The following is an 18,224-nucleotide window of genomic DNA, read 5'->3' as shown; positions in this document are numbered from 1 at the left end:
CATGAGCAACGCAACTCTCGAGCGGCCCCGGCCGCGGGGCCGCGGTGCGCCTGCCTCCGCCGAGGCACCACCACGACGGCGGCGCAGCGGCTGGTGGCTGCTGCTGGCTCCGATCCTTGCCTTCGACGTCGTGCTGTTCCTGACGCCGCTGGGCAAACTGGTCGGCGCAAGCTTCGCCGACAACGCCTACCAGCGGGTCCTTGAGGACCCGCTGGTGGTGCGCGCCCTGGTCAACACCCTGACCATCAGCCTGGCCAGCACCATTGTCACCGTGGTGCTGGGCTACATCATCGCCATGGTGCTGTGGCGGGCCGGCAACGTCACCCGGGTGATCCTGTTCGCCGTCGTACTCCTGCCGTTCTGGACCGGCATCCTGGTGAAGAACTTCGCCTGGGCCGTCCTGCTGCAGGACAACGGCATTGTGAACGCCTTCCTGCAGGGAATCGGGCTGACCGGTGCGCCGGTCCCGTTGCTGCACAACCGGTTCGCCGTGATCGTCGGCATGGTGCACTGCCTCCTGCCGTATGCGGTGTTCCCGATCTTCTCCTCGCTGACATCGATCGATGACCGGCTGGGGCTCGCGGCCCGCTCGCTTGGCGCGCGGGAAGGATCCGTCTTCCGCACGATCACGCTGCCGCTGAGCATGCCCGGCATTTCCGCGGCCGGGCTGCTGGTCTTCATCATCAGCACAGGTTTCTTCATCACCCCGGTGGTGATGGGCGGGCCCGGCGACATGATGATCGCCAACCAGATCGACTACTACGCCCGACAGCTGACGGACTTTTCCGGGGCCGCTGCGCTGGCCGTCATCCTGACGGTCATGGTCAGTATTCTCGTGGCCGTCTACCAGCGCGTCCTCAAGGCAGGAGGCCACCATGAAGACAACTAATCCGCAGCACCGGATGCTGGCGCTGCTTTCCATCCCGGCCTTCCTGTTCCTCGTCATTCCGACGGCGATTGTGGTGCCGGTCGCGCTGAACGACAGCCGCTACATCACCTTCCCGCCGGAGGGAATCTCCTTCGCCGCCGTGGCCGGATTCTTCGCCGACCGGGCCTGGACCTCCGCACTGACGGCCAGCCTGCAGTCGGCGGCGATCGCCGTCGTGATCGGCGTGCTGCTGGGCGCCACCGCGGCGATCGGCCTGCACGGGCGCAAGTTTCCCGGCCAGCCCGCCGTGGTGGGCCTGATCCTCGCGCCGATGATCGTGCCGACCGTGGTGCTGGCGCTGGCGTTCTACCAGTTCTTCATCTCGATCGGCATGGTGGGCAGCATCGTCCCCATCGGCCTGGCGCACGCCGTGATCGCGACCCCCTATGTGTACCTGACCACCCGCGCCAGCCTCGCCGGGCTCAACCCGGCCCTGGTCCGGTCGGCGCAGAGCCTCGGGGCCGGACCGCTCTCCGTCCTGCGGCACGTGTATCTGCCCATCATCCTGCCCGGCCTGATCTCCGGGGCGCTCTTCGCGTTCTCGGTCTCCATCGATGAGACGGTGATGTCCCTGTTCATGCAGTCCCCGGGGGCCACCACCTTGCCGGTGAAGATGTTCACGGATATCCAGTTCAACCTGACCCCGAAGATCGCGGTGTCCTCCGCCCTGCTGGTCAGCGTCGCCACCATCGGGCTGCTGCTCCAGGTCTTGTTTGTCCTCAAGCGCCGCTCTTCAACCCGGATGCTGCCGCTGGCCGTGTCCGCACAAACGTAAGGAAAGTCGATGACCGCATCAGTGATTTCCGCGGGGCCCATTCCCGGCACGGGCAGGGCCGCCCAGGGCGCCATTGAGCTCCGCCAGGTCAGCAAGCACTACGGCGACGTCGTTGCCGTGGACGAACTGGACCTGACAGTCCAGCCGGGGGAGTTCGTGACCCTCCTTGGCCCCAGCGGCTCCGGCAAGACAACCACCATGATGATGGTGGCGGGATTTGAAGAACACACCGCCGGAGCCATCCTCATTGACGGCAAACCCGTGGACACGCTGCCGCCCCGGGACCGCAATCTCGGTGTGGTGTTTCAGAACTACGCCCTGTTCCCGCACATGAGCGCGCTGGAAAACGTGGAGTTTGCGCTGCGCATGAGGAAGGTGCCGCGCGCGGAACGCCGCCAGCGCGCCGAGGAAGCTCTCGACCGTGTGGGACTGGGCAAGATGGGCGGGCGCAAGCCGCGCCAGCTCTCCGGCGGACAGCAGCAGCGGGTGGCGCTGGCCCGGGCACTGGTCTTCAACCCGGCGGCCCTGCTGCTGGATGAGCCGATGGCAGCCCTGGACAAGCGCCTTCGCGAGCAGATGCAGGAGGAGATCAAGACCCTGCAGAAGGGCCTGGGCATCTCCGTGCTGTTCGTGACACACGACCAGGACGAGGCCATGGCCATGTCGGACCGGATCGTGGTGATGCGGGACGGGAAGATCGTGCAGTCCGGCCCGCCGGAGGAGGTGTACAACCACCCCATGACCGACTGGGTGGCCAGCTTCCTGGGCGACACCAACCTCATCCCGTGCACCATCGTGGAGCGCAACGGCGAGGAAGCCGTGGTGGACCTCGGCGGACTGGGGATGGCAAAGGTCCGGGACCGCGGGGCAAGCGGTGAGAACTACGCCGTCTCCGTCCGCCCGGAGCACCTCAAGTTCAGGACACGGGCTACGGCGGGCAACGGATGCGCCGCGACCCTGGTGTCCTCCACGAATCTTGGCGCCACGGTCCGCCACCGCCTCACGGCCGGCGGCCACGACCTCCAGCTCCGTGAGCTGAGCTCCGACAGTGTCGCCCGGATCCGGCCGGATGAGGAGCTGTGGGTGGGCTGGGACGCGGACAAGGCCCAGCTGCTGGTCCTGGAGTCCTGACCGCGGGATGCTGTGACGGCCGGGCCGGTTCCGGCACCCCTCCGCGGGACATGCCCTCCTCCGGCACCCCTCCGCGGGACATGCCCTCCTCCGGCGCCCAGGGATGGACATATGCCCACTATGTCCATCCCTGAGCCGCGCCGGGGGACAAGTCCATTCTGATAAGGGGGCATGTCCACTGCTGAGCGCCGGCAGGGGGCATGCCCTCGGCCGGACACGTTGACTGTGGCCGGTAGTACTCAGCCGAACTCTTTGATGAAGTCCAGGGCGGTTTGGGCGACCTCAGGCCAGCCGTGATCGATCGTGAGCGAGTGGCCTCGGTCCGGCAGCTCCTTGATTGCCGTGTGCGCCGAATTTCTTTTTTGACGCTTGTAGGACGCATTGGCGATGGCCCACGGCACGGTGTGGTCGTTCTCCCCGGAGATGATCAGCAACGGACCCCGATCCGGATTCTTCGTGTCGACCTTGGCCTCGGTGAACGGGTTGAGGTTTGCGGTTGCAGCCTGGAACAGAGGCACGCCAGAGGCCGCGACATGAAAGGTGTCAAACAATTGGCGGGCTTCGTCCTCGTCCAGGGCATTGGCCCAGCCGAAACGGAATTCGTCAAAAGTCAGAGACACTGCACGCTTGGCGTTGGCGGGATTCGCGATCACAGGCGCTGCTGATTTTAGGGCTAAGGCCGGCAGCGGCAGGACTCCCCGGAACGGTGCGGGGTCGATCGCCACCGTTACTGCGGAGGCTCCGGTTCCGGCGATCCTCTGGGCGATGAGTCCGCCGAAGGAATGCCCCACGACAGCGGGCTTGATGGTGAGCTGGCCAATCGCGTCGAGGTAGTGGTCCGTGACTTGCCTGACCATCTTCTTGGCAAAGACCTCCGGGTCGCGTCTGGCCTCATCGACGCTTTCGGGATCATCGGGCCACGTGGGGGCGAGCGTGGTGTAGCCGTTCTCCTCATACAGGGCCCGCCACCGGTCCCAACTGCTGGACAGGAGCCATAGTCCGTGGACGAAGACGACGGGTTTGAGGCCGGAAGCGTTCGCCCGGTCCACCTGCTGTTGCTCGAGGTTGGTCATATCAGCCATGGCGCTCATCCGTTCGCGTGTGCATCGCGGGCCGTCGGTGGGGGACGCGGGGACGTCCTCCCGCAGGCACGAGTATGCCTGCGGGCCATGGCGAAGGCAATGCCTTTGCTGAATGCCGGCACGGGCTGCGGGCCGCATGGGGCAGGTCCGTGGCCGGTCGGCGACGCGGAGTGCAGCCATGGTCTGCGGTCCGCCACGCGCACCGGGCCCCAAACCCGTGGCTTGTCAGGACCGGCCCTACAATGGTCTCGATGATGCCAGGACATATAGCAGCTGCTGACGGAAAGAACGTGCTGAGCATCAGTGCGGGCATCATCACATCCGTCTGGCAGCCGGGCACGTTTGTTGATGTCGACGATGCCAGGGACGCGATGCTGGCCGTAGCGCAGATCAGCGGCGGAATACCTATGCCGATGCTCTCCGAAATGACGGACGTGGAGATCAGCGCGGCCGCCAGGTACGAGTTCGCGCAGACAACAGGGGTTCTGGCGATTGCCGTGCTTGGATCCAGCACCGTGGATCGTGTGATCGCGGCGGCCATGAGCCGGCACACCCGCTACCCCCACGAATTCTTCACTTCCCGGGACAAGGCCACGGCCTGGCTGAGCAACTTTACCTCCAGCGGCCAGTCCGGTGGATACACGGACGGCATATCCGCCCTGGCGTGAGAGTGCCGCCTGCCCCGGTCAGGCCTTGTCCACAGTAAAAGCCGCCCCGGCCTCCTTGACTTGCTGGTTGGTCGCGGCCCAGCTGGCCAGCAGCCGCAGCGCATCTTCCGACGCGGAGCCGGGCTCGGCGTTGTAGACCAGCAGGGACAGCCCGGCGTCGGCGGAGACGTCCATTGCCTCGTACATCAGGTGGAGATCCCCGACCACCGGGTGGTGCAAGTGTTTGAGCCCAGTGTAGTGCTGGCGCACGTTATGCGCCGCCCACAGGGTGCGGAACTCCTCGCTCCGCGTCGATAGTTCCCCGACCAGGTCTGTCAGCCCGCGGTCGTAGGGATCCCGGCCGGCCTCGGTGCGCAGGATCGCGACGGTGTCGCTCGCCGCACGGTCCCAGCCCGGGTAGAAGCTGCGCGATCGCGCGTCCAGGAAGATGAACCGGGCATGGTTGGCCGGGCGGGCCGGGCCCGCGTACATGTCCGAATACAGGGCATGGCCCAGCGGGTTGGCCGCAAGGATGTCCATGCGTCCGTTCCGCACAAAGGCGGGCGCGTTGGCGATGGCGTTCAGCGTCAGCTGAACGCTGCGCCGGACGGACTCGGCGGGACGGGGACGACGGCGGGTCCGGCTGCCCGGGGCCGCTGCCCTGGCCAGATCGAAGAGGTGGGCCCGTTCGGCGTCGTCGAGTTGGAGGGCCCTGGCCACAGCGTCCAGAACTCCCTCCGAAACGCCCGACAGGTTTCCCCGCTCCAGCCTCGTGTAGTACTCGACGCTGACGCCGGCCAGCATGGCGACTTCCCCGCGGCGGAGTCCGGGGACCCGGCGTTTCGCGCCGTAGATCGGCAATCCCGACTCTTCGGGGGTGATCTTGGCCCGGCGCGAGGCAAGGAACTCGCGGGTCGCCTCTCGATTGTCCATGCCATCAACGTTAGGCCTTTGGGCTCTCTGAGGGAGGCCCTGCCAGTACCCCTATCAGCAGGGACTCCCTCCCGGCTGCGTTACCGGGTTTGATGGATGGTGTTCCGTTGAACAACCCCCAACGATCAACAAGCAGGAGATTCATTGCTTACCGTCAACGCTTACGCATCACCGTCCGCGACCGGGCCGCTCGCCCTCACCACCATCGAGCGCCGCGACGTGGGACCCCACGATGTCCTGATCGAGATCAAGTACGCCGGGATCTGCCATTCCGATATCCACACTGTCCGCGGCGACTGGGGCCCGCAGACCTATCCGCTGGTTCCGGGCCATGAAATTGCCGGCATTGTCACCGAGGTGGGCACGGCCGTGACCAAGCACGCCGTCGGTGACCGGGTCGGCGTCGGCTGCATGGTCAATTCCTGCGGTGAGTGCGTCAACTGCCAGGCCGGCGAGGAGCAGTACTGCCTCGCCGGGAACACCGGCACCTATGGCGCCGTCGACCGTGATGGCACCATCACCCAGGGCGGCTACTCCACCCACGTCGTTGTGACCGAAGATTTCGTGGTCACCATTCCCGAGGGCATCGAGCTCGACGTCGCCGCGCCGCTGCTTTGCGCCGGCATCACCACCTACTCGCCGCTGAACCACTGGGGCGCGGGTCCCGGCAAGAAGGTCGCGATCGTCGGCCTCGGCGGACTGGGTCACATGGCCGTCAAGATCGCCCACGCCATGGGCGCCGAGGTCACGGTCCTCTCGCAGTCGCTGAAGAAGCAGGAAGACGGGCTGAAGCTGGGCGCGGACCACTACTACGCCACGAGCGACGAGAACACTTTCACGGACCTTGCCGGCACTTTTGACCTAATCATCAACACGGTCAGTGCCGCGATCGACATCAGCTCCTACCTGCAGCTGCTGACCCTCGACGGCGCACTGGTCAACGTCGGCGCCCCCGCGGAACCGCTCCCGGTGAACGCGTTCGCCCTGATCATGGGCCGCCGTTCCTTCGCCGGTTCGATGATCGGCGGCATCCGCGAAACCCAGGAAATGCTCAACTTCTGCGCCGAGCACGGCCTGGGCGCCGAAATCGAGGTCATCCCAGCCGCGAAGATCAACGACGCCTACGAGCGCGTCCTGGCCTCCGACGTCCGCTACCGCTTCGTGATCGACACCGCGACCCTGAACTAGGACGCAGCGCACGAAGGACCCTGGGATTGGACGGACGCGGCCTCCCGTCGCGCCCGCCACCCGACAAAACACCCTGGGAGGAAATGACAGTGGAAATCCAAGCCAGGAAGCCAAGCGTCAAAGGGCCGGCGCAGATGTTCACCGGCGACGTCTGGTTTGACGTCCTCGCGGCCCCGCAGCCCGAACCGTCCCGCATGCGCGTCAACGCGGTGCACTTTGCCCCGTGCGCCCGCACGGCCTGGCACTCGCACGCCGTCGGACAGACCCTGCACGTCACCGAAGGTGTCGGGGGGGGGCCCCCCCCGGGGGCCCGCCCCCCCCCCGGGCATGCCGGGCACCGCGTGGGCTATTGCCCCGGGGCCCGGTACGACGGCGTCTTCTTGGCTGCCGCGTCGAGATCCTCTGCTGACATGAGCGGTTTCATGTGCAGGTTCACGGCGCCGGTGGAATTGATCATCAGTGACAGGGCGACGGCGTCGGCCTGGTCGGGGATATCGAAGACTCCGACAACGTCGGTCTCCCCGAAAGCGTAGTAGAAGCTTTCCAGTGAGCCGTCCACCGATTTGAGGGCTTCGACAACGGCATCACGCCGTTTGGTGCCGCCCTCACGCATGAGTCCCTTGATTCCGTCGCCGACGTAGTTCGCTTCGAACAGATATTTGCTCATCGTTTTTCCTATCCTGTGTTCGCCCAGGACATCGGCATCCGAACGTGTGCCCGCTCCCAACGATGGAAGGTCCGAGGCTGGCCCCAGAGTGGGGGTCTGCCCACATGCTAGGCCTTCCACTTCACCCTTACAACGGTTCATTTGCGGCCACAACCGGGCTCCGGGCGGTCCGGGACTACCGCCGGCCGGAGGACAGGAACATAATCGGCGTATCAACCCGTACGGACAATGGAGGCGATCGACGTGTCTGTTTATACGCTCGGAATCTGGCTGGTGCATCCCGGCCGCGAGAACGATTTTGTGCAGGCCTGGCGGGATCTGGCCAGGAAGACGAAGGAAGACTTTCCCAACGCCAAAGCCGTGCTGATGCACGATCGCGACGTCAAGAACAGGTTCATCAGCACCGGCCCGTGGGAGTCCCTGGAACAGATTGAGCAGTGGCGGGATTCTGCCCTGTTCAAGCAGGGCCTCGAGGCAATGAAGGACATGCTGGAGCATTTCGAGGCGCGCACCCTGGACGAGGCCGCGAGCATCGGGTGGGATGCGACCGATATGTGAATTTACCGGGAACCGGCTCGCCGCCGGCTGCGCGGCGCGCGTTCCCGCCGGCTAAGCGGCGTGCAGCGCCTCGAGTACGGCGGCCAACAGGACATCGTTCCGGCCCCAGACGGGATCGAAGATTTCCACGTACCAGGCATCCGCCAGGACCAGGGCCAAGGTCTCGTTGGTCTCGGCTGCCCAGTCCCTGAGCTGGTCCTCCCCAACGGGCCCCTCGCTGCTGCCGAGCAAGGTCGCGACGTCGTCGTCCTGTACGGTCACCGGGATGGAGACGCTGCTCGCCTCACCGGGGTCGTGGACGACCGTCACCAGGCCGGTCCGTGCGGACAGGGCCAGGAGTGCCGTCGCCGCCTCCGGGCCGCAGAAGGCCGTCACGTAGGCGCGCTGCGCGAGGCCCCCGGCCTGAACGCCCGGCTGCGATTCCTTGGTGAAGAGCCCGTTGCGGTTCAGCCGGGCGAGCTCTCCGGCGATGGCCGCGGTCTCCTCGTCGAACCCGGGCGCGAAGACTCCCGGCTGGTATTGGCTGTTGCCCTCCAGCCAACGGGCGGTCAGTTCGCCTGCCGCCGGGATGGTGGAGGCCTGCCGCCAGACTTCGCGGTCCGCGAGAAGCCGGCCGAAGCTGTCCCGTTCCGTCGTGAACCTGGCCTCTGACATTTAGGCCTCCTGTGCTGTGGGGTGCGGGGTGGACTGCGCCGTGAGATGTGGGGTGGGGTGCGCCTGCGGGGCGTGGTGCTGCAGGAGGACGGACAACCGTTCGCAGCTGATCCGCAGCGCCTCCAGTTCACGCCGGCTGTAGTCCTCGATGATCGCACGGATCCGCTCGGTGAGGTGCTCGTCGTCGACCTCGAACTCGTGGTTCAGCGTGACCACGGAGAGCCCGTCCGCCGGCCGGATCTCCCAGTCGCCGCCGAGCTCCCGGAACGGGGGCTCGAGGTCCAGCTGGTGGAACTGGGCGCGGTGGCTGGCGGTGTCAAAGACGCGCCAGCAGTGGCTTGAACTGAGTGAGCCGTTGGACACCACGGACGTGCGCAGCTCGTGGCCGGCGTCGTCGCCGCTGACGCGCTCCGAGTACACCGTCAGGCCCTCGAGGTAGGGCCAGTGTGAGGCGTCGCGCAGCATGCTGAAGACAAGGTCCGCCGGGGCGTTGATGCCGAGCCGGTGCGTGGTCCGGTGCGTTTGCTGGTGCGTGCTCACTGACAAGTTCACCCCTCCTGTGTCGTGCTGTCACCTTGCAGGTCTTCTATGCAGGCTAGGCCAGTTGCGGCCTGCCGTGAACAATTCCGTCCCGTCGCGTCACGCAGGGCAATCTTCGGTAACACAGGGCGTCCGCAGGCAGCGTCCGCGGACGCCGGATGAACGGGTATTACCGCCTGTATCCCTTGGTTTCACCCGGTTTCACGGCGCTTTGACCGGCTCTCCCGGGCCCCGGATAGTTGCTGGCACCAGCACCATTTCAGTCCACTCTCAAGGGGAGAACATGTCCAGTCTTTCGTTTAAATCAGGCGCCGCGGTCGCGTTGGCGGCCACCACTGTCCTGGGTCTGGCGGCCTGCTCCGATCCCGGCGCCGCTGCTGCCGGCGGCCCGTCGGCGGCGCCGTCGTCGTCCACCGGGGTGAAGCAGTTCAACCTCTCGCCGCAGCAGGACCGCGTCAAGGCCACGGTGGATGCCGCGGCCGCCGCGCTCGTCCCGGAAGCCGTTAAGAAGGACGGGAAACTGACCGTGGCGGTGAGCCCGTTTGCGGCGCCGCTGGCCGTTTACGCCACCGACAACAAGACCCCGGTGGGCAACGAGGTGGATATCGCCGTCGCTCTGGCCGAGTCCCTGGGCCTGGAGGCAGACATTGTCCCGACGGCCTGGGCCGACTGGCCGCTCGGCGTCGACTCCGGCAAGTACGAGGCTGTGCTGTCCAACGTCACCGTCACGGAGGAGCGCAAGCTCAAGTTCGACTTCGCCAGCTACCGTGAAGACAAGCTCGGCTTCTATGCCAAGGCGGACAGCAGCGTCACCAAGGTCGAATCGGCCCCGGACGTCGCCGGCAAGCGCGTGATCGTCGGTTCCGGCACCAACCAGGAGGCAATCCTGCTGCGCTGGGATGAGGAGAACAAGAAAAACGGCCTCAAGCCCGTGGAGTTCCAGTATTACGACGACGACTCCGCCTCCCAGCTCGCCATCCAGTCCGGACGGGCGGACCTGACGTTCGGCCCCAACGCCACGGCGGCCTACAAGGCGGCCTCCGACGCCAAGACAAAGCTCGTCGGCCTGGTCGACGGCGGTTGGCCGCTGAAGGCCAGCATCGCCGTCACCACCAAGAAGGACAACGGGTTTGCCGCAGCGGCCCAGGCCGGACTGAACCATCTGATCCAGGACGGAAGCTACGCCAAGATCCTGGACCGCTGGGGGTTGTCCGCGGAAGCCGTCGCGAAGTCGGAGCTGAACCCGGCGGGCCTGCCGAAGAAGTAGCCCGCCCGCGTTGGTTGAATGAACGGTACCGAAAGCCAACGAATCCCCGCCGGGAACGTCTCCGGCGGGGATTCGTTGTGGCTGTCTGGTGACCCAGCGGAGATCGTCTAGGCCTGTGCCGTGACGGAACTTGAATCGATGCCGACCTCGACGCTGGCACCTGTGCGGGCCGGGGTGGCCAGGCCGAGGTTCTCCCGCAGCGTGCTGCCCGCGTACTCCGTGGGGTACACGCCGCGCTCCTGCAGTTCCGGCACGAGGTGGTTGACGATGTCGTCGAGGCCGGACGGGATCAGCCACGGCGAGATGTTGAAGCCGTCGACGGCGCCGGTCCGGGCATACTCGCTGAGCCGGTCCGCGACCTCGGTGTACGAGCCGGTGAAGGTGGAGTCGCCCCGGCTGGTCTTGGCCGAGACGAATTGGCGGATGGACAGGCCCTTCTCCGTGGCCTCGGCCCGCCACTGGTCGGCCAGCTGGCGTGCCTTGGCGCCGTGGAAGCCGCTGCCGCGCGTTTCGGAGGTTTCTTCCACCACGGGGTCGATGTCCGGCAGCGGGCCGTCGGGATCGTAGCCCTGCAGCTCCCGGCCCCAGAACTGTTCGAGGTACGCGATGGCCTGCTGCGGGCCGATCTGCAGACTGCGGACCCAGGCCTTCTTCTCGAGGGCCTCCCGCGGCGTGGCGGCGAGGATGAACTCGCTGGCGGGCATGATCTTCACGTCTTGGGCGCCGCGGCCGGCCCGGAGGGTGCGCTCCACGATGTCGCGGCGGAACTCCAGGGCGTCATCGAGCTGCGGGTGCGCGGAAAAGATGACGTCCGCCTGCCGGGCGGCGAAGTCCCTGCCCTCGGGCGAATCCCCGGCCTGGAACAGCACCGGCCGGTACTGGGCGCTGCGCGGCAGCCGCGGGGTGACGTCGACGGTGTAGTGCCGGCCGGTGTGGCGCACCCGCCGGACCGAGCCCTCCGCCGACCACCGCTCGGCGGAGGCTGAGCCCGCGACGGCGCCGTCGTCCCACGCGTCCCAGATCCGCTTGGCGGTTTCCACGAAGGCCTCGGCGTGGGTGTACCGGTCGGCGTGGTCCAGATAACCGCCGCGCCGGAAGTTGGCGCCGGTCCAGGCGTTGTCCGTGGTGACGATGTTCCAGGCGGCGCGGCCACCGGACAGCAGGTCCAGCGTGGAGAGCCGGTGCGCCAGGTCTGCGGGGTCGTTGTACGTGGTGTTCTGGGTTGCGACGAGCCCGATCTTGGTGGTCACCGCGGCCAAGGCGGCGAGGGCAGTCTGCGCGTCGGGACGGCCGGCGACGTCGAGCGCGTGCGGACGGCCAAGATGCTCGCGCAGCCGCAGGCCTTCGCCGAGGAAGAACGCCGCGAACAGGCCGCGCTCGGCGGTTTGGGCGATGCGCCGGAACGATTCGAAGTCGGTCTGGGAGCCGGATTCGGCCGCCTTCCAGACGGTTCCGGAGTTGACGCCCTGGAAGAACACGCCCAGCTGGATCTGACCCGAGGGGATGAACCCGGACGCGGTGAATTCAGCGGCGGGGTGGGTGCTGTGGCTCATGGTGGGCTCCTTAGTTTTCCGCGCCGGGGGCGCTGGATGCGGCGGCGTAGCGGCTGGCTGGCCGTGCCAGCCCCAGCTGATCGCGGAATGTGGCGTCCGGGCTGGTGGGGGCGAGGACCCCGCGCCGGCGCAGTTCGGGCAGCACCAGCCGCGTCAGTTCCTCAAGATCCGTGTCCAGCACGGCGGGGTGCAGGCGGACCCCTTCGGCCCAGGCCAGCACCTCGGTGAGCAGATCGGTAAGCCCGGCCGCCGAGCCGATGAACTGTGCGCGCGGGCTCTGCCACGGGGTGTGGCCGTTCAGTCCGGCCAGCCGCTCAGCGGCGGGCTGGCCGCGGGAGTCCAGCACGACGTCGAGCTCGGCGATCAGCGCAGGCCCGTCGCCGCCGGCGGCGAGTCCTGCGCGCGTCGCCGCGAGCTCGGCGGCCAGGAGCCCGGGCGTCGGGGCCGAGACCAGGAGCGCGTCGGCTGCCCCGGCCGCGACGGCCTCCGCGGTGAGGAGCCCGGCCGGGGCCAGTACGGGCAGCTGGCCCTGGGGCGGCCGTGGAATGATCGACGGACCCTTGACGGAATAGCTGCCGTTTTCGACGTCGATGTAATGCAGCTTGTCGACGTCGAGGTAGCGCCCGGTGGGGACGTCGCGGATCACGGCGTTGTCCTCCCAGGAGTCCCAGAGCCTGCGGCTGACCTCGATCGAATCGGCGGCCTCGCGGGAGAGCCGGTCCCCGCGCACGGTGTCGCGTCCGACGGCGGCGGCATCGGCCGCGCTTGATGAAGCGGCTACCAGCCAGCCGGCCCGTCCCCCCGAGACGTAGTCGAGGCTGGCGAGCTGGGTGGAGATGTGGAAGGGCTCGGTGTAGGCGGTGTCCACTTCCGGAATCAGTGCGAGGGAGCGGGTCACGGGGCCGGCGAACGCGGCGCGCTGCAGGGCGTTGAGCCGGGCCGCGGCGTCCGGGTGCCCGGGGGCCGGCATGCCGGGATCGGAAAACGTCGCCGCGTGGAACCCGGCGGACTCGGCGGCGAGCACGGCGCCGCGGAGGTGTTCCGGGCCCAGCACGGCTGCCGGGGCCGTGCGGGAAACCCGCCACGCGGCCGGGTGGCTGCCGGCACCGTCGAGCTCCAGCAGGAGGAGGCCGTGTTCGCGGGGCCCGTCCTGGGCGGAATGGCTGCTCATGATGCGTCCTGTCGTTCGTAGGGGATCTGTTCGCCGGCCTCGATGGGCACCGGCAGGCGGTTCTCCGCCGGCGGCAGCGGGCACGTGGCGAGGTCCGTGTAGGCGCACGGCAGGTTCACCGCCCGGTTGAAGTCGAGCCAGACCGTGCCGTCGGGGCCCGGAGCGGCCACGGTGAGCGAGCGGTTGGCCGCGTAGGTGCTCTTGCCCGAGGTCGCGTCCGTGAAAAGCACGGACAGCGTGCCCGGAGTGTGGCCGTTGAAGGCGGTGAGGCTCAGGTCTTTGCCGCGGAGCCGGAAGCGGATTTCCCCCGGGGCTTCGTAGACGTGGTGGATTCCTTCGACCGCCGCGCCCACGGTGGTGGGCCGCGGTTCGGCGAACGGCACAAATATTCCTGAAATGGCATATTCGATGCTGGGGGCGTAGACGGGGGTGCCGCGGTAGCCGGTGAGCAGCGGGTTCAGGGGATGCCGCGGCCGCACGACATAGCGGCCACCGCGCTTGGCGAGCTCGATCACGGTATGGCCGGCGCCGGCATCCTCCACCCGCAGATTCAGGCCATCGCGCTCGGGAATCGGACCGAGGAACACGGTAGCTCCGGTCCCGTCCGCGTTCAGTTCCTGCCCGTCGCGAAGGACGCGTTCGCCTGCCCCCAAAGCCAGGCGGACGACGTCGTCCTCGACGCTCCAGGTGCCCGGCGCACCGTCCAGCCGGGCGGGTGAGGACTCGAGCCAGTGCAGGTGGGTGACGGCGAGGAAGCCGTGGGGGCTGGCGCGGTGGCGTTCGTGCGCGGCATGCCAGTCCGCCCAGGCGGCTTCGAATTCCAGGTCGGGGTGGCGGTCGGGACGAAGGTCAGGACGGCCGTCGGTGTCAGTGGGCGTGGACATGGGAACTCCCGTGGTGGTTGTGGTCGGCTGTGACGCGGGCGGCGGCGTCGGTCTCAGTAGTGCCGGCGAATGCCGGCCGGCCGGCGTACGGGTCGCCGTCGCCCCAGAGCGTGGTGGGCGCGGCGGCGCGGACGGCCGGAATGACTTCCAGGGCGAAGCGCTCCAGAATTTCCAGCTGCTGGGCGAAGGGCAGCGTGGTGGGCAGCGAGATGGACTGCAGGTCGTGTCCGTAGAGCGCGTGGTAGCTGAGGATCTTGTCGATCACCCGCTCCGGGCTGCCCACCAGAGCCGGACCGTCGGCGACGGCGTGGTCGATGTCCCGGTAGGGGGAGTTGTTGCCGGGAACGTTCCGGCCGGTCGTGAGGGCCTCGTAGACCGGGCCGAACTGCCGCTTGGCCTCCTGCGTGGTGTCCGCGATGAACACCCCGCCCGCGCCCGATCCGGAGCCCAGGTACTGGTGCCGGGGATCGTGGCCGTGCCGTGCGTATTCCTCGCGGTAGTGGTCAATGAGCACCTTGTAGTTTTCCCGCGGCTGGATCGCGTTGGCCGTGAACAGCGGATCGCCCCACTGCGCGGCGAGGGCCGCCGAGGCCAGGCTGGTGGCGGAGCCGTGCCAGACCCGCGGCGCCCCGGCGAACGGCCGCGGCGTCGTGGTGGTGGGCTCCGTCAGCGCGGCCCGGAACCTCCCGGACCACGTGACGTTTTCCTCGGTCCAAAGCCGGCGGAGCAGGGCATATTTCTCTGCGAGGAGCTCCCACTGGTCCGCCAGGTCCAGGCCGAACAACGGGTACTGCAGCACCTCATTGCCTTTGCCGATCACCAGTTCCAGCCGCCCGCAGCTGAGCTGGTCGATCGTGGCGTAGTCTTCCGCGACCCGCACCGGGTCCAGCACGGACAGCACCGTCACACCGCTCTGCAGCCGGATCTTGGTGGTCACCGCGGCGATGGCGGCGAGCACGGTGGTGGGGGAGGAGGAGATGAACTCACCCGCGTGGCGTTCCCCGACGGAGAAGCTGTCGTAGCCGAGCTCCTCCGCCCGGCGCGCGGTCTCCACCACCTGGTTGAGCCGGTCCGCGGTGGAGACGATCTCCCCGGTGACCGGGTTCTTCAGGTGCGGGATGATGTCGAGGACCTGGAACCTCACTGTGTTTTCCCTGTCTGTGTTTTCCCTGTCTGTGCTTTCCCTGAAGGGGCTGTCCCGAAGTTGGCCTCAGTGACGGTCGTGGACTCGGGAAGGGCTTCCTCGGAGAGTCCCCAGCGGTCCAGGACCTTGGCGTAGGAGCCGTCCTTGATGGCGGAGTTCAGGGCGTCCGTGATGGCCGGGGCCAGGCCGTTGCCCTTGAGCGTGGTGGCCGCGACCAGGGTCTCGGACGGCCAGCCGGCGTTGACCTTGCCCACCACCTTGAGGTCGTCGCGGGTGTTTTCCCGGTACGTGACGGACGGGTAGGGCGCGAGGTTCAGGTCAGTGCGGCCGGAGGACAGGGCCAGGATGGTGTCGGCGTCGGAGGAGTAGTACTGCAGCACCGCGGGTGCCTTGCCCTTGGCCTCGAGCTCTTTGTTCCAGGCGATCAGGATCTTCTCCTGGTTGGTGCCCGAGCCCACCGAGATCTTCAGCCCGGAGATGTCGTCGGAGCCCTTGATGTTGTAGCCGGAGCTCTTCTTGGCCTCGAAGCCCATGTACGCGGCGCGGTAGCTGGAGAAGTCGAAGAGCTTCACCCGGGCGGCGTTGATGCCCACATTGGAGAACACGGCCTCGAAGTCACCGGACTGGGTCTTCAACGGCCAGTTCTCCCAGGAGGTCACCTGGACGTCCAGGTCCAGGCCCAGCTTGTCCGCGACCAGCTGGGCCAGGTCCACTTCCACGCCGATCGGGGTCTTGTCGTCCGTGGCGTGGAAGGACAGCGGAATCGCGCCCGCCGTCGTCGCGACGGTCAGCTTGCCGTCCTTGCCGATCAGCGCCGGGACCTTCGCGGCCAGGGCGGCGTCCTTCTCCGCCCGGATCCGCTGCTGGTCCGGCGAGGTGTTGTAGACGACGCCGTTGCGCGCCGCCGTCGTCGCCGGCTGCCCGCCGGAAGCCGCGGAGGCGCCGGGATCCGCGCAGCCACTCAGGGCCAGGGTGCCGGACAGGGTGCCGATGAGGACGACGGCGGGAAGCGCCGCACGCGTCCGCCGGGGACCAGTACTCGCGCGGGCGGTGTGGGGGGCGGAGCTGATTGCCATGGGGTTCCTTAGATGTTGAAAGCGGGTTCGATGACTTTGGAGAAGAAGCTCCGGGTGCGAACTTCGCGCGGGTTGGTGAAAATTTCCTGGGGGGTGCCTTGCTCGACGATCTGGCCCTGGTCCATGAACACCACCGTGTCGGCGACGTCGCGGGCGAAGCCCATCTCATGCGTGACGATGATCAGCGTGGTGCCGGACTTGGCCAGCCCGCGGATGACGTCCAGGACCTCGTTGACCAGTTCCGGGTCCAGGGCCGACGTGGGCTCGTCGAAGAGCAGGATCTTCGGGTCCAGGGCAAGCGCCCGGGCGATCGCGACGCGCTGCTGCTGGCCGCCGGACAGCTGGCGCGGGTAGGCGCCGGCACGGTCCTTCAGGCCCACGCGGTCCAGCAGTTCCAGCCCGCGGTCGCGGGCCTCGGCCTTGGAGAGCCGGGGTTTTCCGGCCCGCGGCGCGACGATCGGTGCCTCGGTGACGTTTTCCAGCGCGGTCAGGTGCGGGAAGAGGTTGAAGTTCTGGAACACCATGCCGATCTCGGTGCGCTGCTTCAGGATTTCCTTTTCGCGCAACTCGTGGAGCCTGCGCCCGCGGACCGCGTAGCCCACCAGCGTGCCGTCGATCGCGATGAACCCGGCGTCGACCTTTTCGAGGTGGTTGATGGTGCGCAGGAGGGTGGATTTGCCGGATCCGGACGGTCCGACGATCACGGCGACACCCCCGGGCTCGACCGTCAGCGTGATGCCCTTGAGGACTTCCGCGGCGCCGAAGGACTTGCGGACCTTCGTGATCTCGACGAGGCCGCGGGTGGTTACGGCGTCCGTGGCAGCGGCCGCGGACGGGGTCTGGGTGGTCGTACGGAGTGCGGTGCTCATCGGGTGCCCCTTTCCTGCTTCGATTCCCGGGCGGCGGGCGTATGGATGGCGAGGAATTTGCGGGCCTTCTGCAGCGGCGTCAGGGGCAGCGTACGGACCGCGCCCTTGGAGTAGTGCCGCTCGATGTAGTACTGGAAGACGCTCAGGACCGAGGTGATGACGACGTACCAGAGCGTGGCCACGAGCAGCAGCGGCAGGACCTGCTGGGTGCGGTTGTAAATGACCTGGACGGTGTAGAACAGCTCGGAATAGGCCAGGACGTAAACGATTGAGGTGCCCTTGACCAGGCCGATCACCTCGTTGAAGGCGGTGGGCAGGATGGCCCGCATGGCCTGGGGCAGGACGATCCTGGTGGAACGCCGCCAGGCCGGAATGCCCAGGGCGGTTGCGGCCTCGAGCTGGCCCTGGTCCACGGACAGGATGCCGCCGCGGATGATCTCGGCGGAGTAGGCGGCCTGGTTCAGGGTCAGGCCGAGGACTGCCGCGGCGAACTGGCTGATCAGGGTGGTGGTCTGCGCCTCAAAGAAGCGCACGTCCGTGAAGGGGAGCCCCAGGCTGATTTTCTCGTAGAGGTAGCCCAGGTTGTACCAGAGCAGCATCTGCACCAGCAGCGGCGTGGAGCGGAAAATCCAGGAGAAGGTCCAGGAGACGGAGACCAGCAGGGGTGACGCCGAGAGCCGCATCAGCGCCAGGATGAACCCCAGGATGAAGCCTAGCGCCCCGGAGATCGCCGTCAGCTTCAGGGTCTCCAGCAGGCCGTTCACGATCGACTGCGCGGTATACCACTGCGCCACCACGCCCCACTCCCAGCGCGGGTTGGTGGCCAGCGACCAGGCAATGCCGGCCACGCCCACGGCGACGACGGCGGTGCCCACCCAGCGCCACGGGTGGCGGGCCGGGACCAGCCGGTAGTCGGCGTAGTCGGTGGCGGCCTTGCGGCCCACCGAACCGGAGCCGACCGTTCCGGCCGGTGCGGTCTCGCCGGCGGGTACGGGTCCTGCGGCCCGGACCTCCGGGGTCTCAGGTGCGGATTCGATGCCGGCGGACGCCGGCTCCGGGGCGGACTGTGCCACCGGGGTTGCTGTTGAACTCATGCGCCACCTCGCTTCTTCCAGTTGCTGTGGGGGTAGTTGGCTGCCAATCTAGGGCCGTGCGAA

The 18,224-nt window shown here is 67.6% G+C and carries 19 protein-coding genes; 7 read left to right on the top strand and 12 right to left on the bottom strand.

The genetic code is table 11. The annotated features are described in order from the left end of the window. The first annotated feature begins 1 nt into the window (after position 1). Genes AC1D0A_RS07625 through AC1D0A_RS07615 form a run of 3 tightly spaced genes read left to right on the top strand, consistent with a single transcriptional unit; the run spans position 2 to position 2,834 of the window. The gene (locus AC1D0A_RS07625; protein ID WP_476945489.1) at positions 2–889 is read left to right on the top strand and encodes an ABC transporter permease; all 888 of its coding nucleotides are present in this window, start codon (positions 2–4) and stop codon (positions 887–889) included. Continuing rightward, a complete protein-coding gene (locus AC1D0A_RS07620) occupies positions 876–1,703 on the top strand; it encodes an ABC transporter permease (protein WP_028275936.1) in 828 nt (275 codons plus the stop codon). The genes AC1D0A_RS07625 and AC1D0A_RS07620 overlap by 14 nt, the downstream gene beginning before the upstream one ends. Before the next feature lie 9 nt (positions 1,704–1,712). Then, the gene (locus AC1D0A_RS07615) at positions 1,713–2,834 is read left to right on the top strand and encodes an ABC transporter ATP-binding protein (RefSeq protein ID WP_476945488.1); all 1,122 of its coding nucleotides are present in this window, start codon (positions 1,713–1,715) and stop codon (positions 2,832–2,834) included. Positions 2,835–3,073: 239 nt separating this feature from the next. Here AC1D0A_RS07615 and AC1D0A_RS07610 read toward each other — a convergent pair whose 3' ends face one another. Then, positions 3,074–3,916: an alpha/beta hydrolase gene (locus tag AC1D0A_RS07610; RefSeq protein WP_476945487.1), complete on the bottom strand. Its 843-nt coding sequence runs from the start codon at positions 3,914–3,916 to the stop codon at positions 3,074–3,076. A gap of 251 nt (positions 3,917–4,167) precedes the next feature. On the opposite strand from AC1D0A_RS07610, the gene AC1D0A_RS07605 reads away from it, so the two are divergent. Continuing rightward, positions 4,168–4,584 carry a DUF7793 family protein gene (locus tag AC1D0A_RS07605; RefSeq protein ID WP_164468552.1) on the top strand — a complete coding sequence of 139 codons (417 nt, stop codon included), beginning with the start codon at positions 4,168–4,170 and terminating at the stop codon, positions 4,582–4,584. An 18-nt stretch (positions 4,585–4,602) separates the two neighbouring features. Here the strand turns inward: AC1D0A_RS07605 and AC1D0A_RS07600 are convergent, their stop codons facing one another. After that, complete coding sequence (locus AC1D0A_RS07600) at positions 4,603–5,496, bottom strand: helix-turn-helix transcriptional regulator (RefSeq protein WP_028275939.1); 894 nt, start codon at positions 5,494–5,496, stop codon at positions 4,603–4,605. A gap of 144 nt (positions 5,497–5,640) precedes the next feature. On the opposite strand from AC1D0A_RS07600, the gene AC1D0A_RS07595 reads away from it, so the two are divergent. Further along, a complete protein-coding gene (locus AC1D0A_RS07595; RefSeq protein WP_459383567.1) occupies positions 5,641–6,684 on the top strand; it encodes an NAD(P)-dependent alcohol dehydrogenase in 1,044 nt (347 codons plus the stop codon). A 346-nt stretch (positions 6,685–7,030) separates the two neighbouring features. Here AC1D0A_RS07595 and AC1D0A_RS07590 read toward each other — a convergent pair whose 3' ends face one another. Continuing rightward, positions 7,031–7,351, bottom strand: coding sequence for a GYD domain-containing protein (locus tag AC1D0A_RS07590; RefSeq protein ID WP_028275942.1), 321 nt, complete (start codon positions 7,349–7,351; stop codon positions 7,031–7,033). Between the two features lie 228 nt (positions 7,352–7,579). Between AC1D0A_RS07590 and AC1D0A_RS07585 the strand changes: the two genes are divergently transcribed. Next, complete coding sequence (locus tag AC1D0A_RS07585) at positions 7,580–7,909, top strand: antibiotic biosynthesis monooxygenase family protein (RefSeq protein WP_028275943.1); 330 nt, start codon at positions 7,580–7,582, stop codon at positions 7,907–7,909. Between the two features lie 51 nt (positions 7,910–7,960). Here AC1D0A_RS07585 and AC1D0A_RS07580 read toward each other — a convergent pair whose 3' ends face one another. Beyond that, positions 7,961–8,563: a DUF6919 domain-containing protein gene (locus AC1D0A_RS07580; RefSeq protein ID WP_028275944.1), complete on the bottom strand. Its 603-nt coding sequence runs from the start codon at positions 8,561–8,563 to the stop codon at positions 7,961–7,963. Beyond that, positions 8,564–9,103 carry an SRPBCC family protein gene (locus AC1D0A_RS07575; protein ID WP_459383568.1) on the bottom strand — a complete coding sequence of 180 codons (540 nt, stop codon included), beginning with the start codon at positions 9,101–9,103 and terminating at the stop codon, positions 8,564–8,566. Positions 9,104–9,386: 283 nt separating this feature from the next. Here AC1D0A_RS07575 and AC1D0A_RS07570 point away from each other — a divergent pair, with 283 nt between their 5' ends. After that, a complete protein-coding gene (locus tag AC1D0A_RS07570; RefSeq protein ID WP_028275946.1) occupies positions 9,387–10,370 on the top strand; it encodes an ABC transporter substrate-binding protein in 984 nt (327 codons plus the stop codon). A gap of 107 nt (positions 10,371–10,477) precedes the next feature. Here the strand turns inward: AC1D0A_RS07570 and AC1D0A_RS07565 are convergent, their stop codons facing one another. The 7 genes from AC1D0A_RS07565 to AC1D0A_RS07535 are packed head-to-tail and all read right to left on the bottom strand — an operon-like array spanning position 10,478 to position 18,161. Next, positions 10,478–11,923, bottom strand: coding sequence for an NtaA/DmoA family FMN-dependent monooxygenase (locus AC1D0A_RS07565; RefSeq protein ID WP_459383569.1), 1,446 nt, complete (start codon positions 11,921–11,923; stop codon positions 10,478–10,480). Between the two features lie 10 nt (positions 11,924–11,933). After that, positions 11,934–13,094 (bottom strand): LLM class flavin-dependent oxidoreductase, encoded by a 1,161-nt coding sequence (locus tag AC1D0A_RS07560; RefSeq protein ID WP_243178270.1) that lies wholly within the window; start codon positions 13,092–13,094, stop codon positions 11,934–11,936. Further along, positions 13,091–13,978, bottom strand: a complete 888-nt coding sequence (locus AC1D0A_RS07555; RefSeq protein ID WP_459383571.1) for a DUF1684 domain-containing protein — start codon at positions 13,976–13,978, stop codon at positions 13,091–13,093. Before AC1D0A_RS07555 ends, AC1D0A_RS07560 begins: the two co-directional genes overlap by 4 nt. After that, positions 13,962–15,122 (bottom strand): LLM class flavin-dependent oxidoreductase, encoded by a 1,161-nt coding sequence (locus AC1D0A_RS07550; RefSeq protein ID WP_476945486.1) that lies wholly within the window; start codon positions 15,120–15,122, stop codon positions 13,962–13,964. The genes AC1D0A_RS07555 and AC1D0A_RS07550 overlap by 17 nt, the downstream gene beginning before the upstream one ends. Continuing rightward, positions 15,119–16,198: an ABC transporter substrate-binding protein gene (locus tag AC1D0A_RS07545; protein ID WP_243178273.1), complete on the bottom strand. Its 1,080-nt coding sequence runs from the start codon at positions 16,196–16,198 to the stop codon at positions 15,119–15,121. The genes AC1D0A_RS07550 and AC1D0A_RS07545 overlap by 4 nt, the downstream gene beginning before the upstream one ends. A gap of 8 nt (positions 16,199–16,206) precedes the next feature. Further along, complete coding sequence (locus AC1D0A_RS07540) at positions 16,207–17,067, bottom strand: amino acid ABC transporter ATP-binding protein (RefSeq protein ID WP_028275949.1); 861 nt, start codon at positions 17,065–17,067, stop codon at positions 16,207–16,209. Next, entirely contained in the window at positions 17,064–18,161 is a 1,098-nt protein-coding gene (locus AC1D0A_RS07535; RefSeq protein WP_476945485.1) for an amino acid ABC transporter permease, read from the bottom strand. Before AC1D0A_RS07535 ends, AC1D0A_RS07540 begins: the two co-directional genes overlap by 4 nt. Positions 18,162–18,224 lie beyond the last annotated feature (63 nt).

The organism is Arthrobacter sp. P1_D4 (assembly GCF_056406115.1).
The sequence above is the reverse complement of the archived record's forward strand: the minus strand, read 5'-3'. Positions and strand labels throughout refer to the sequence as shown.

Bases quoted from the DNA above. Each gene is read 5' to 3' on its own strand.
- AC1D0A_RS07620 (WP_028275936.1), top strand. From the start codon at position 876: ATGAAGACAACTAATCCGCAGCACCGGATGCTGGCGCTGCTTTCCATC.
- AC1D0A_RS07580 (WP_028275944.1), bottom strand. From the start codon at position 8,563: ATGTCAGAGGCCAGGTTCACGACGGAACGGGACAGCTTCGGCCGGCTT.
- AC1D0A_RS07545 (WP_243178273.1), bottom strand. From the start codon at position 16,198: ATGGCAATCAGCTCCGCCCCCCACACCGCCCGCGCGAGTACTGGTCCC.
- AC1D0A_RS07535 (WP_476945485.1), bottom strand. From the start codon at position 18,161: ATGAGTTCAACAGCAACCCCGGTGGCACAGTCCGCCCCGGAGCCGGCG.
- AC1D0A_RS07570 (WP_028275946.1), top strand. From the start codon at position 9,387: ATGTCCAGTCTTTCGTTTAAATCAGGCGCCGCGGTCGCGTTGGCGGCC.
- AC1D0A_RS07560 (WP_243178270.1), bottom strand. From the start codon at position 13,094: ATGAGCAGCCATTCCGCCCAGGACGGGCCCCGCGAACACGGCCTCCTC.
- AC1D0A_RS07590 (WP_028275942.1), bottom strand. From the start codon at position 7,351: ATGAGCAAATATCTGTTCGAAGCGAACTACGTCGGCGACGGAATCAAG.
- AC1D0A_RS07610 (WP_476945487.1), bottom strand. From the start codon at position 3,916: ATGGCTGATATGACCAACCTCGAGCAACAGCAGGTGGACCGGGCGAAC.
- AC1D0A_RS07585 (WP_028275943.1), top strand. From the start codon at position 7,580: ATGGAGGCGATCGACGTGTCTGTTTATACGCTCGGAATCTGGCTGGTG.
- AC1D0A_RS07540 (WP_028275949.1), bottom strand. From the start codon at position 17,067: ATGAGCACCGCACTCCGTACGACCACCCAGACCCCGTCCGCGGCCGCT.
- AC1D0A_RS07615 (WP_476945488.1), top strand. From the start codon at position 1,713: ATGACCGCATCAGTGATTTCCGCGGGGCCCATTCCCGGCACGGGCAGG.
- AC1D0A_RS07600 (WP_028275939.1), bottom strand. From the start codon at position 5,496: ATGGACAATCGAGAGGCGACCCGCGAGTTCCTTGCCTCGCGCCGGGCC.
- AC1D0A_RS07565 (WP_459383569.1), bottom strand. From the start codon at position 11,923: ATGAGCCACAGCACCCACCCCGCCGCTGAATTCACCGCGTCCGGGTTC.
- AC1D0A_RS07605 (WP_164468552.1), top strand. From the start codon at position 4,168: ATGATGCCAGGACATATAGCAGCTGCTGACGGAAAGAACGTGCTGAGC.
- AC1D0A_RS07555 (WP_459383571.1), bottom strand. From the start codon at position 13,978: ATGTCCACGCCCACTGACACCGACGGCCGTCCTGACCTTCGTCCCGAC.
- AC1D0A_RS07625 (WP_476945489.1), top strand. From the start codon at position 2: ATGAGCAACGCAACTCTCGAGCGGCCCCGGCCGCGGGGCCGCGGTGCG.